Below are 11,306 nucleotides of genomic sequence, written 5' to 3'. Positions count from 1 at the left end.
GTGGCCATGGCCGGTGACGACGATCATCATCATGCAGCGGGCGCTCCACTGGACCCGACCGGCCCTCGTACCGGTCACGCGCGGCTGACCTTGACCCCGCCGAAGATGCCGTAGGCGCGGACGCGGACGACGGGAGCCGACGGCGAGGGCGTGCCTGGCTGGACCCTGCGCCCGCCGAACAGGTTGAAGCCTTCGATCTCGACGTCGGCGTCGAGGGGCACCCGGAGCTTGACGCCGCCGATGAGCGAGACCTTCGTCAGCGTCGTCTCGGGGGCCAGGTCGGCGTCGGTGAGGTCGACGTCGGCGCCGCCGATCGGGGTGACGACGATGGTGTCGGCGGCCGTGCCACCGCCGCGCTGCTTGTGGCCGCCGAGGAGGGAGATCTGCCAGTTGATCCGCTTGGAGGAGTTCCTGTTCGTCATGCCCTCAACGCTACGGACCTCCTGGTCAAGGGGTAAGTGTCGCAAGTCGTGACGTGACCCGTGACGGTCGTCATACCAGCCAGCCCTTCGACTGGGCGATCTCGATGGCCTCGGTACGGGTGCGCGCGCCGAGCTTCTGGATGGCGGCCGACAGGTGGTTGCGTACCGTTCCCGCGGACAGATAGAGGTCCTTGGCGATGTCGGCGATCGTGCCGTGCCCGCGCGCGGCCGCCAGGACCTCGGCCTCGCGCGGGGTGAGCGGGGACGAGCCCTCGCTGAGTGCCGCGATGGCCAGCGCGGGGTCGATGACCCGCTCCCCTGCCGCGACCTTGCGGATGGCACCCGCCAGCTCGGTGATGGGCGCGTCCTTGAGCAGGAAGCCGGACGCGCCCGCCGCGAGCGCGGCGTGCAGATAACCGGTACGCCCGAAGGTGGTCACGATCATGACCTTGGTTCGCGGCGCGGCCGTGGCGAGGCGGCGAGCCGCCTCCAGCCCGTCGATGCCGGGCATCTCGATGTCGAGGAGCGCCACGTCGGGATCGAAGGCCTGGCACGCCCCCACGACCTCGTCGCCGCGCCCGACGTCGCCGACCACCTCGATGCCGGATTCGAGCGACAGCAGCGCGGCCATCGCGCCGCGGAACATGGTCTGGTCCTCGGCCAGCAGCACACGGATCGTCACGACGCCTCCAAGGGGACTCGTACACGGATGCGGAAGCCGCCCTCAGCGGGCGCGCCGACCTCGATCTGCCCGCCGAACGCGGCCGCGCGCTCGGACAGCCCGGTGATGCCGTTGCCCGCGCCACCGCCCGCCGGTCCGCGGCCGTCGTCGCGGATCTCCACGCTCACCACCTGTTCCGCCAGCTCGAGGGATATCCAGCAGTGGGCGGCGCCGCTGTGGCGCAACACGTTGGTGACGCCCTCGCGCACGGTCCACGCCAGGAGGCCCTCTACGGGCGCGGGAAGCTCCCAGGTGTCGGGTATGTCGATCGTGCACTGGATCTGGGCGGAGCGGGCGGCCGAGACGGCTCCGGCGATCTCCGCGGCGAGCGTCGGCTGCCGGTAGTTCGTCACCGCCTGCCGTACCTCGGCCAGGGCCCGCCGTACGACGCTCTCGATGTCGTCGAGCTCGGTTGCGGCGCGCTCGGGGGCGGCGGTGACGAGCCGGCGGGCCAGCTCGGTCTTCACCGCGACCACGGAGAGGCTGTGACCGACCAGGTCGTGCAGGTCGCGGGCGATCCGGTTGCGCTCCTCCACCACGGCGAGCCTGGCCAGTTCACGTCTGGTCTCCTGGAGTTCCCGCACCAGGTCGGCGGACTGCCGCGTCTGCATGGCGAAGATGCCGGGCAGCAGCACGAAAACCACCAGCGCCAGCGCGCCCGCCACGGGCAGGCCGTGGGCCAGCGCGATCAGGCCGGCCGCCACCGCCAGGGCGGCGATCCGCGGTCGGCTCCTGGGCGCCCGGCGCCAGCCGCAGGCGGTGGTCGCCCACGTGACGGTGGCCGCCCACGGCCAGCCGCCCCAGGCCTCAAGCCCCAGCGTCACCACCACCAGTACGGGGAAGACGCGCGGGAAGGACGGCGAACCGCGCTGGGCCAGCACCCCGGTGAACATCCCGAGCACCGCGGTCGCCGTCGCCCATGCCACGGCCAGTACCGACTGCCACATCGGAGGGTGCTGCACGATGAAGTACGCGGTCGCCCAGACCGTGCCCCCGAACATGATCAGGGAGCGGGTCAGGTTGCGTACGCCCCAGATGCGCTCGGCAGAAAGGGACCCGGCGGGCTCGTCCCGCCGGGTCCCTGACATGGAGGCAGAGGTCATCGTGCGTGCGACTCCCGCCGCCACCGCACCAGCACCGCAATCGCCGCCACCACCGTCCATCCGGCCAGCACGGCCAGGCCACCCGCGCCCGGCACCTGACCGCCGAGGACCGAGAAGCCGGCCTGGGCCAGCGTGTAGGTCGGGATGTAGTGCCGCAGGCTCTCCAGCATCCCCGGAAGCGTCCCGGACCCGATCAGCCCGCCCACCGCGGCCAGTCCGAAGAACAGCACCACGATGCCGGCCTGGGCGGTCTTGCCCTTCAGCGTGAGCCCGAGCAGCAGGCCCAGTAGTGCGAACGGCAGCGACCCGACCAGGACCAGGGCGATCAGCGCCGCCCACCGGCCGGCCGGCAGGTGCACGCCGCCCGCCGTGACCGCCGCGACCGTCACCCCGGCCACGCCGGGCACGATCATCAGGACGCCCTGCACGATCTTCCCGGCCAGCCACTGGGCGTTCCCCAGCGGGGTGACCTTGAGCTGGCGCAGCCAGCCGCGCATCCTGTCCTCGGCGACGCCGCCGCCCGAACCGATCAGTCCGCCGCCGGCCGCCGCGTACACCGCCATCGCCACCATCGCGGGAGACGCGTCCGCCCCGCGCCCGTACGCGAGGTAGAGGCCCACCGGCGTCATCACCAAGAACAGCAGGTACTTGACATTACGGAGCGCGCGAGCAATCTCAAATCGCACAAAGCTGAACATTACGCTGCCTTCCCAGAGGTAAGAGGGATGAGAGCCTCTTCGAGATCGGCACCGGAGACCTGGAGTTCCCGGACTCCGCCGATCGAGCCGTAGAGCGCGGCCACCGTGGCGTCCGCGTCATCGGTGCGCAGGGTGACGTCCCGGCCGTGCACGGAGACGTCGCGGACGCCCGGCAGTGCGAGCAGCACCGTGGGATCCGGCGTGGCCAGCACACAGCGCACGGTCCGCCCGCCGGTCATCGACTTGATCGTCGACGGGCTGCCGTCGGCCACCACCGAGCCGTTCGCCAGCACGATGACCCGGTCGGCGAAGGCGTCCGCCTCGTCCAGGTAATGGGTGGCGAACACCGTGGTGATTCCGGTGGCGCGGACCGCAGCCCAGAATTCGCGGCGGGCCAGCGGGTCCATCGCGACCGTGGGCTCGTCGAGGAACAACAGCTCAGGCTCCCCCGCCATGGCCACCGCGAACCGCACCCGCTGCGCCTGCCCGCCGGACAGCGCGTCACCCTTGCGCCGCGCCAGCTCAGTCAGGCCGGTCAGCTCCAGCACCTCGGCCGTCCTGCGGCGCCCGCCGTACAGCTGGACCGCGAGGGAGACGATGTCGCCAACGGTGGCGTCAGCGGGCAGCCCGCCGGACTGGAGCATCGCCCCCACCCGCCCGGCCGCCACCGCCTTCTCCGGTGCGGTGCCGAGCACGGCGATCCGCCCCCGGTCGGCCCGGCTGAGCCCCAGCATCAGGTCCACCGCAGTGGACTTCCCCGCCCCGTTCGGCCCGAGCAGCGCGACGCACTCGCCGCGGGCGATCCCGAAAGTGATCTCGTCGAGTGCCTGTACGCGGCCGTAACGCTTGCTTACACCCTGGAAGCTGACGGCCGCCGGCGTGGTGTTCTCCATGTCTTCGACGCTATGGGGGCGATCCGTGCCGGATAAGTGGCCGCCATCGTGTCTTGGCCCCTGACGATCGTCATGGACCGGACGTGTTGACCACCGCCTCCATGGTCACGGCCGGCGAGGTCAACGCGTGCTTCCTCCCGAGGGGTCGACACCGCGCTGGCACGGCGAGCCCTGATCCGTCGATGCGCGCCTGCCCAGGCTGTCGGTGGAGGGCTGTTCAATGTGGCGCATGGAGACTGACTCGCAGAAGCATGGGATGTTCTGGGATGTGGTGGAGGGGCGGGTTCCGCCGCCGCCTGCTGCGGTGCTCCTGGGGTGGGAACTGCTCGGGATCGACCTGGAGCAGGGGACCATTGAGGTCGCGTTCACCGCGGGCGACCAGTTCACAAACCCCATGGGCGTGATCCAAGGTGGGTTCCTGGCCGCGATGCTCGACGACACTCTCGGGCCGGCGCTGGTCGCGACGTTGCCGCCGAACCAGTTCGCCCCGACCCTCGACCTTCATGTCCAGTTCCTCCGGCCGGCCCGTCCTGGGCGGCTCGTGGGACGCGGGCGGATCGTGCAGCGCGGCAGAGAGGTGTGCTTTCTCGCCGGCGAGCTCATCGACTCCGAGGGTGTGCCTGTGGCCGTGGCAACCGCGACCGTACGAATCCAGACCGTGCGGCGCTGAGGGTTCGTCGCACACTTCGGCGCATGCGCCGGACCTCGCTGGTGTACGGAACGGCGATCAGCGGTTCAACGGGCGGAGCCCCGCCAGTTCCTTCCGGAACTCCCGCTCGGTGACCTCGTAGGGACCGAACTCCTCAAGATCCAGGGTTGCGTAGGTCAACCCGCCGAAGGGGTCTTCCTCATACTCGTGGTCGTACGCCAGGACGTTGCCGTTGGCATAGACCTCGATCTGCTCGTGCGCATCGCCCTGATCGTCGACAGCGACGAAGTAGAGACAGGTCCCCCAGCTGTCGTACTCATCCCCGCGAGACTCGTCCCAGGGTCGGCGGAAATACCGCATGGTTCATCATCACACTCAGTGGCAGGCGGCCGTCACTTTGATCGTCTCGCTCGGCGGCTCCCACGACGACCTGACCAGGGCAAGCCCCGGCGAGCGGGCGTAGGACCGCGTCGCGGCGCGGAGCGCCGCCCTCGATCCCTGAAGGCACGATTTTGGCAGGGCAGATGTGGCCAGGCCATGGAGGCCGGGCGCATTACGCCTGAGCTGATGCGTCCTGGCGGCGCCTGCGCACCAGTGCGCGTGCGATCAGGGGAAGACCGATCAGCGACGGCAGAACCCAGTAGGCGACGGTGGGCAGCCGATCCCATAGGGGCAGGTGCGGGCCGTTGTCCACGTAGAACCCGGTGAGGAGGAGCACGTAAGACGCTCCCATCCCGAGAATGTGAACGGCCGGTCGATGTCTCCGGTTCAGGTAACCGGTCAGTCCAGCGGTGAACGCCACCGTGCCGATGGCGAACAGGTAGGCGTTCTCTTTCCAGCGGATCGCCGACATGACTGTCAACGTCACGTAGACGACCACGAACCCCCAGAAGTAGGCGCGGCCGAACCGCTTGTGCGATGGGCTGCCCTTACGTGTGAGAGCGGCGAGCGCGCCCCCGATGACGCAGGTGAGCCCCGCGGCGACGTGGACGGCGAGCGCGGCCAGGAACACAGGTCCCGCGTTCGGAATCGGAGTGCCCAAGATGTCGATGTCGTCCACGGCACCTCCCATACGTAGTGTCGCTATATATAGCGACGCTACTCCGAGACTTGGCCGATGGAAAGAGCAGGCGTAGCGTTACTACCTATGAGAGCCGAAGCGCTCAAAGGTCACCTGGACGGACTCCTGCTCGCCGCGCTGGAGGACGGCCCACGACACGGCTACGCGGTGAAGGAAGCCCTGCGGGACACCACCGACGGCAGACTCGACCTTCCGACGGGCACCGTCTATCCGGCGCTGCATCGCCTGGAACAGGCCGGCCTGATCACAGGAAGCTGGTCTGTCGTCGGGGGACGCAGACGACGTACATACGAGTTGACCGAGGACGGGCGTCGATCCCTCGCCGGAGCGCGTGACCACTGGCAGGAGTTCGCCGCCGCGATCTCCACAGCCCTGGGAGGTGCGCCTTGGCCGGCCACGAGCTGATCGATCGCCACCTGCAGGCGCTCGCCGTACGGCTCCCCCAGTCCGTCGTCGAGGAACTCGCCGACGGACTCATGACATCGTACGAAGAACAGCTGGAACGACTCGGCGACCCGGAGAAGGCGGCCAAGGCCGCGCTGGCCGACTTCGGTGACGCCGACACGATCACCACCGCGTTCGTCCGCCTGTCTCCCGGCAGGACGACCGCGATCCGGCTCCTCGTCATCGGCCCACTCGTCGGACTGAGCTGGGGAGCGGCTCTTGTCACCGGCCACGCGTGGGCGTGGTCGATACCCCTGCCGGCACGTCTGGCCTTCGGTGTCGCGCTCAGCGTGGCCGTGTTCATGCTGGTCCTCGCCATCCGGGAACGGCGCCACTACCAAGCCGTACGGCTGGCGGCGCTGGGCGGCGCGGCAAGCGTGATCGTCCTCGACTCGGCCATACTCGGGACGGTCGCGTCGCTCGTTCCTCCGCCCTCTGTCCTGCTCCTGCTGGCACTGACGGCCAGCATCGTAAGGATCTTGCTCGTGGTACGAGCCGTACCGGCGATGATCAGGCACCCGTGACCGTGCCGTGGGTCGAGGAAGGCCGTCACACCAGCGGCCTCATCCGGCGAAGTCGACGCGCGCGTCGGGCGATGACACGGTCGGCGAACGATGGAAACCCCACGGGCGCAGGCCATTCAGTTAGGCAAGGCTAACTGAATCTAATCGTCATCGGACGGCAACGCCGCAGCTCCCAGCCGACCCACGGATGCGCTGCTCAGTCAGGTGCGATCGCCGGCGGGCGTGTACACGCCGGCTCGGGCGGCTGCCGCCGCCCCTTCGGCGGCCCGGTCCGCCGCAGCCTCGTCGACGGGATCTCCGCTGACGAGCAAGCGGTAGTAGAGCGGTGCCGAGACGGCGCGAATGACCTCGGCCGCGTCCGTACCCACGGGCAACTCCCCCCGCTGCACGGCCTGCTCGACGCAAGGAGCCCACTCGGCGATGCGGACGGCGTAGAAGCGGTGCAGCGCCTCGGCGGCCCGGGGGTCGCAGGTCGCGGCGACGATGACCGCCCGGAACAGCGCACCCTGGCGCGGGTCGACCAGCGTGCGCTGCACGAGCCGGGCGTTGGCGCGCAGGTCCTCGATCAGCGAGCCGGTGTCGGCCCGCGGCGACGACTGCTCCGCCATGTCGGCCAGCAGGTCGGCGACGAGGCCGGCGACCGTGCCCCAGCGGCGGTAGACCGTCGTCTTGCCCACCTCGGCGCGGCGCGCCACATCGCCGAGGTCGAGACGGTCGAAGCCGTGCTCGACGAGCGCGTCACCTGCCGCTCGGAGCACGGCGGCCCGGACCCGGGCGGTTCGTCCTCCGGGCCGGATCGTACCGACGGTCATAACGGGTCTCCAGTTCCCTTAGCTGCGGGCGGCTGCTATCGTACTCGAGTCTTAAAGGAACTGGAGTACCGTTAATAAGGGAGTGTCATCGTGGAGTACCGACGACTTGGGGCATCCGGCCTCACCGTGCCCGCTCTGAGCTTCGGCGCCGGCACCTTCGGCGGTTCCGGACCGCTGTTCGGCGCCTGGGGCAACACGGACGCGCGCGAGGCAAGGCGCCTCGTGGACATCTGCCTGGACGCCGGGATCACCATGTTCGACACCGCGGACGTGTATTCCGACGGGGCGTCCGAGGAGGTGCTGGGGCAGGCGATCAAAGGACGACGCGACACCGTTCTGATCTCAACCAAGAGCGGCCTGCCGACCGGCGACGGACCGAACGACGCCGGAACCTCGCGGGCCCGGCTCATCCGATCGGTCGACGCGGCGCTGCGCCGACTCGGCACCGACTACATCGACCTGTTCCAGCTCCATGCATTCGACGCCGCAACGCCCGTCGAAGAGGTCGTAGGGACACTGGACGACCTGGTGCGGGACGGGAAGATCCGCTACCTCGGCGCATCCAACTTCGCCGGCTGGCAACTCATGAAGTCCCTCGCCACCGCCGACCGGGACCACCGCCGCCGGTACGTGGCACACCAGGTCTACTACTCCCTGATCGGCCGGGATTACGAGTGGGAACTGCTGCCCCTGGGCCTCGACCAAGGCGTCGGAGCCGTGGTGTGGAGCCCGCTCGGCTGGGGACGACTCACCGGCAAGATCCGCCGCGATACTCCGCCGCCGTCCGCGAGCCGGCTGCACGCCACCGCCGCGTACGGCCCACCGGTCGACGACGAGCACCTGTTCCAGGTCGTGGACGTCCTCGAAGAACTGTCCCGCGAGACCGGCCGGGCAGTGCCGCAGATCGCGGTCAACTGGCTGCTCCAACGGCCCACCGTAGCCACCGTGATCGTCGGCGCCCGCAACGAGGCGCAACTGCGGCAGAACATCGGCGCTGTCGGCTGGTCACTCACACCCGAGCAGACAGCCCGGCTCGACGCCGTCAGCAGCCGCACCGCGCCCTACCCGTACTTCCCTTATCAGCGGCAAGAAGGCTTCGCCAGGCTCAACCCCTCTCCGATCGCGATCGCCTCCTGATCGCCGGGCCCGTCGCGACAACATCCGCGCATCGGTGGCAGGGGGGTCGCGGTGCCCCCGATCTACCGGGATGACCAATAACAGTTGTCGGTACAACGCACAGCACCTGAAGCACCTCTCCCCCTCTCCAGGAGGGCCGTTCCAACGCCTCGACGGCCTGGCCGAGGTAATCGGCGGCGAGGTCGGCGAGCAGGACCGAGCGCGCTGCTTCCTCTCATTGGAGCCAAGCTGGTCCAATGAGAGGTCGGGCGGAGATCTCAGAAGCGACACAGTGGAGCCAGGCCCTGGTCAGCGGGCCGACGCAGCGCCGTCTCCTACCAGGGGACCGGCGTCCCGTCCCAGGAGAAGAACTCCCCGGAGGGCCCCTCGTCCGGCAGCAGCGCCAGCCGGACCGCGCCCGCCGCGGCCTCGGCCGGGTCACCGTCGCTGGCGACGGCGGTGGCATTGAGGTCGGTCCGGCGTAGACCGGGTGCGAGTGCGTTGACCTTGATGTCGTCACCAGCCAGGGCGTGGGCGTAATACACGGTCAGCGCGTTCAGCGCCGCCTTGGACGACCGGTAGGCGGCGTAGGTGCCTCGGTGTGGGAACTGCGGCCCGGTAGACCACGTCAGCGATCCGGTGCCGCTGGAGATGTTCACGATCCGGGGGTGCGCGGACCGCCGCAGCGCAGGCACGAAGGCGTTCGTCACCATGACGACCCCGAAGACGTTCGTCTCATAAATGCGGCGAAAAGTGTCGACGTCCTCGCGGTCTGCTGATCTGTCATCGCCGGAGATCCCGGCGTTGTTGATCAGGATGTCCAGCTTGTCGATCTGACGCGCGGCATCGGCGATGCTCGCGGCATCAGTAACATCGAAGACCAGTAGTCGGGCGTCGCCTCCGATCTCCTCGACGGCGCGCTCTCCGCGCGCGGCGTCTCGTGAGCCGACGTAAACGGTGTGGCCCGCGCTCGCAAGTTGGCGCGCTATCTCCTTGCCGATGCCCTTGTTGGCGCCGGTGACCAGTGCGATCGAGTTATCCATGATGTCGAGGGTGCCTGCCGACGGGGCGGCCGATCCAGGGACAATCGATACCAGTGAGGACGGAACCGGCCCGAAAGGTAGCGGATGGCGCGAGGTGAACTGGCCCGCTTTTTGCGGGACCGACGGGAGGGGCTGCGCCCGGGCGACGTCGGTTTGACCGCGGGGCCGCGGCGCCGTACCCCGGGCTTGCGCCGCGAGAGGTCGCCGACCTGGCCCGCATGTCAGTCGACTACTACGTCCGACTGGAGCAGGCGCGGGGGCCACGCCCGTCGCCGCGGATCCTTGAGTCCCTGGCGGATGCGCTCCGGCTCGCACCCGCCGAGCGAACCCATTTGTTCCGGCTGGCCGGTGTGGCCCCGTCTCCGCCTGCCGGGCCGCCGCGCCAGGTCCGCCCGTACGTGGCCGGCTTGCTGGAGCGGATCCCGGGAACGGCGGCCGTCGTCACCGCGGCCAGCTACGACGTGATCGCCTGGAACCCGCTGGCCGAAGCCTTGCTCGGCGACCTCCGCGCTCAGCCCAATCTGGCCCGCCGGCGCTTCCTGTTCCGCGATCAGGTGCTGACCACGGGGCACGAGGAGTTCGGCGAAATCGCTGTGGCACGGCTGCGGGCCGCCGCCGACCGCTATCCCCGCGACGCGGCCCTCGCCGCCCTGCTGGCCGAGCTCGGGGCGGGCAGTTCGGAGTTCAACGAGATCTGGGCCACCAACCCGGTGCGCGCCCCCGGCCACCGAACGAAGACCATGACGCACCCCGAACTCGGTCGGCTTCGCATCAACTGCGACATCCTCACCGTCCCGGACGACGACCAGCAAGTCGTGTTCATGACCGCCGATCCGGACACGCCGGCCGCCCGCGCCCTCCACCAACTGGCCGCCCGGTTCGCGGGGCAGTCGTGAAAGCAACGTCGACCACCACGCGCATTCGGTGACAGCCACCTCCCACAACCCCTCTGACCGCGGCCTCCGCCGGGGCAGTGTGCTTCTGCCCGAGCGGGGCGACGCCCTTTCCGCCGCTTCCCTCTTCAGCACAGACGGCGGCCGGCGGGGCCGACCTTACTGACAGGCCGTGACCTGCAGCGGGAGATTCACGACGCCTCAGCCTGCCGCGTCTGCCCCAGGATCGCCGATCCGGGAGAATCGGGGTCCTCACTGGTGATCAGCACCCAGACGCCCTCGGCGTACTCCTGGCGGGAGATCCTGCCGTCGCCGTCGGTGTCCAGTTGAGCGAAGGCACCCTCGGCCACCTCGTGAGGGATACCCAGCGCGCTGAAGAGGCGACCGAGTTCCGGCGCAGAGATGAACCCGTCTTCGTCGATGTCGGCGGCGTCGAAGCCGGCGCACGACAGCGCGAGAGTCATCTGCTGGAACTGCGGATGTCCTGCGACCAAGTGGTCCACCGCCTGGACGAATTCCGCCTCGCTCACCGCGGCATCGCCATCGACGTCGGCGTCCTCGCGGATGTGTTCCCACCAGCCCGCGCACAACTGCTGAATGGCCTGATGCTGACGCGAGCCCGGGTCGGGGGCCAACGCGGCACATAGCCCGTCCGCGATGCGCTTGAAGTCATCGGCAGCGATCTGACCGTCGCCAGTGCTGTCAAGCAGGGCGAACAGGGCAGCGACGTTGGACTCACGGAGAGAACGGGTCACAGGAGCACCTCCCGGATCGAACGGCATGGATCACGACCGCTCCCTAAGTATCCGGATCGCTCCGCTCAGTGACAGAAGGTGTCATGGTAGCGACGCGGCAACACATATGTGCCTTGTGAGACCGCGTGCGACTATGAAAGCCGACGAGTATC

General features: G+C 69.3%; 15 protein-coding genes. 5 read left to right on the top strand and 10 right to left on the bottom strand.

Features of this window, described 5'->3' with window-relative positions; genetic code table 11:
* Positions 1-74 precede the first annotated feature (74 nt).
* The 5 genes from Pka01_RS29885 to Pka01_RS29865 form a co-directional block, all read right to left on the bottom strand.
* Positions 75-422 carry a hypothetical protein gene (locus Pka01_RS29885; protein ID WP_203886269.1) on the bottom strand — a complete coding sequence of 116 codons (348 nt, stop codon included), beginning with the start codon at positions 420-422 and terminating at the stop codon, positions 75-77.
* A gap of 70 nt (positions 423-492) precedes the next feature.
* Positions 493-1,104, bottom strand: coding sequence for a response regulator transcription factor (locus Pka01_RS29880; protein ID WP_203886268.1), 612 nt, complete (start codon positions 1,102-1,104; stop codon positions 493-495).
* Entirely contained in the window at positions 1,101-2,246 is a 1,146-nt protein-coding gene (locus tag Pka01_RS29875) for a sensor histidine kinase (RefSeq protein WP_203886267.1), read from the bottom strand. The genes Pka01_RS29880 and Pka01_RS29875 overlap by 4 nt, the downstream gene beginning before the upstream one ends.
* A complete protein-coding gene (locus Pka01_RS29870; RefSeq protein WP_203886266.1) occupies positions 2,243-2,932 on the bottom strand; it encodes an ABC transporter permease in 690 nt (229 codons plus the stop codon). Before Pka01_RS29870 ends, Pka01_RS29875 begins: the two co-directional genes overlap by 4 nt.
* Before the next feature lie 11 nt (positions 2,933-2,943).
* Positions 2,944-3,837 carry an ABC transporter ATP-binding protein gene (locus Pka01_RS29865; RefSeq protein ID WP_203886265.1) on the bottom strand — a complete coding sequence of 298 codons (894 nt, stop codon included), beginning with the start codon at positions 3,835-3,837 and terminating at the stop codon, positions 2,944-2,946.
* A gap of 229 nt (positions 3,838-4,066) precedes the next feature.
* On the opposite strand from Pka01_RS29865, the gene Pka01_RS29860 reads away from it, so the two are divergent.
* On the top strand, positions 4,067-4,507 hold the full coding sequence (locus tag Pka01_RS29860) for a PaaI family thioesterase (RefSeq protein WP_203886264.1): 441 nt from the start codon (positions 4,067-4,069) through the stop codon (positions 4,505-4,507).
* Between the two features lie 57 nt (positions 4,508-4,564).
* On the opposite strand, the gene Pka01_RS29855 is transcribed toward Pka01_RS29860, so the two are convergent.
* Together Pka01_RS29855 and Pka01_RS29850 are read right to left on the bottom strand one after the other, a co-directional pair.
* On the bottom strand, positions 4,565-4,846 hold the full coding sequence (locus Pka01_RS29855) for a hypothetical protein (RefSeq protein ID WP_203886263.1): 282 nt from the start codon (positions 4,844-4,846) through the stop codon (positions 4,565-4,567).
* Between the two features lie 193 nt (positions 4,847-5,039).
* Positions 5,040-5,546 (bottom strand): hypothetical protein, encoded by a 507-nt coding sequence (locus Pka01_RS29850; RefSeq protein ID WP_203886262.1) that lies wholly within the window; start codon positions 5,544-5,546, stop codon positions 5,040-5,042.
* A gap of 87 nt (positions 5,547-5,633) precedes the next feature.
* On the opposite strand from Pka01_RS29850, the gene Pka01_RS29845 reads away from it, so the two are divergent.
* Complete coding sequence (locus Pka01_RS29845) at positions 5,634-5,972, top strand: PadR family transcriptional regulator (RefSeq protein ID WP_203886261.1); 339 nt, start codon at positions 5,634-5,636, stop codon at positions 5,970-5,972.
* Complete coding sequence (locus Pka01_RS29840) at positions 5,954-6,535, top strand: hypothetical protein (protein WP_203886260.1); 582 nt, start codon at positions 5,954-5,956, stop codon at positions 6,533-6,535. Before Pka01_RS29845 ends, Pka01_RS29840 begins: the two co-directional genes overlap by 19 nt.
* A 200-nt stretch (positions 6,536-6,735) precedes the next feature.
* Here the strand turns inward: Pka01_RS29840 and Pka01_RS29835 are convergent, their stop codons facing one another.
* A complete protein-coding gene (locus tag Pka01_RS29835; protein WP_203886259.1) occupies positions 6,736-7,347 on the bottom strand; it encodes a TetR/AcrR family transcriptional regulator in 612 nt (203 codons plus the stop codon).
* A 90-nt stretch (positions 7,348-7,437) separates the two neighbouring features.
* Here Pka01_RS29835 and Pka01_RS29830 point away from each other — a divergent pair, with 90 nt between their 5' ends.
* Entirely contained in the window at positions 7,438-8,484 is a 1,047-nt protein-coding gene (locus Pka01_RS29830) for an aldo/keto reductase (protein ID WP_203886258.1), read from the top strand.
* 314 nt (positions 8,485-8,798) lie between these two features.
* Here Pka01_RS29830 and Pka01_RS29825 read toward each other — a convergent pair whose 3' ends face one another.
* On the bottom strand, positions 8,799-9,506 hold the full coding sequence (locus Pka01_RS29825) for an SDR family oxidoreductase (RefSeq protein ID WP_203886257.1): 708 nt from the start codon (positions 9,504-9,506) through the stop codon (positions 8,799-8,801).
* 218 nt (positions 9,507-9,724) lie between these two features.
* Here Pka01_RS29825 and Pka01_RS29820 point away from each other — a divergent pair, with 218 nt between their 5' ends.
* Positions 9,725-10,402 (top strand): helix-turn-helix transcriptional regulator, encoded by a 678-nt coding sequence (locus Pka01_RS29820; protein WP_239115548.1) that lies wholly within the window; start codon positions 9,725-9,727, stop codon positions 10,400-10,402.
* 188 nt (positions 10,403-10,590) lie between these two features.
* On the opposite strand, the gene Pka01_RS29815 is transcribed toward Pka01_RS29820, so the two are convergent.
* Entirely contained in the window at positions 10,591-11,154 is a 564-nt protein-coding gene (locus Pka01_RS29815) for an EF-hand domain-containing protein (protein WP_203886256.1), read from the bottom strand.
* Between the last annotated feature and the right edge of the window lie 152 nt (positions 11,155-11,306).

This window comes from Planotetraspora kaengkrachanensis, assembly GCF_016862895.1.
In the GTDB taxonomy this organism is placed as follows: domain Bacteria; phylum Actinomycetota; class Actinomycetes; order Streptosporangiales; family Streptosporangiaceae; genus Planotetraspora; species Planotetraspora kaengkrachanensis.
This window is presented reverse-complemented; position numbering and strand designations above follow the sequence as displayed.

What these genes read in the sequence shown, in the direction of transcription:
- Pka01_RS29885 (WP_203886269.1), bottom strand. Translation starts at nt 422, where the DNA reads ATGACGAACAGGAACTCCTCCAAGCGGATCAACTGGCAGATCTCCCTC.
- Pka01_RS29860 (WP_203886264.1), top strand. Translation starts at nt 4,067, where the DNA reads ATGGAGACTGACTCGCAGAAGCATGGGATGTTCTGGGATGTGGTGGAG.
- Pka01_RS29820 (WP_239115548.1), top strand. Translation starts at nt 9,725, where the DNA reads ATGTCAGTCGACTACTACGTCCGACTGGAGCAGGCGCGGGGGCCACGC.
- Pka01_RS29875 (WP_203886267.1), bottom strand. Translation starts at nt 2,246, where the DNA reads ATGACCTCTGCCTCCATGTCAGGGACCCGGCGGGACGAGCCCGCCGGG.
- Pka01_RS29855 (WP_203886263.1), bottom strand. Translation starts at nt 4,846, where the DNA reads ATGCGGTATTTCCGCCGACCCTGGGACGAGTCTCGCGGGGATGAGTAC.
- Pka01_RS29825 (WP_203886257.1), bottom strand. Translation starts at nt 9,506, where the DNA reads ATGGATAACTCGATCGCACTGGTCACCGGCGCCAACAAGGGCATCGGC.
- Pka01_RS29845 (WP_203886261.1), top strand. Translation starts at nt 5,634, where the DNA reads ATGAGAGCCGAAGCGCTCAAAGGTCACCTGGACGGACTCCTGCTCGCC.
- Pka01_RS29835 (WP_203886259.1), bottom strand. Translation starts at nt 7,347, where the DNA reads ATGACCGTCGGTACGATCCGGCCCGGAGGACGAACCGCCCGGGTCCGG.
- Pka01_RS29865 (WP_203886265.1), bottom strand. Translation starts at nt 3,837, where the DNA reads ATGGAGAACACCACGCCGGCGGCCGTCAGCTTCCAGGGTGTAAGCAAG.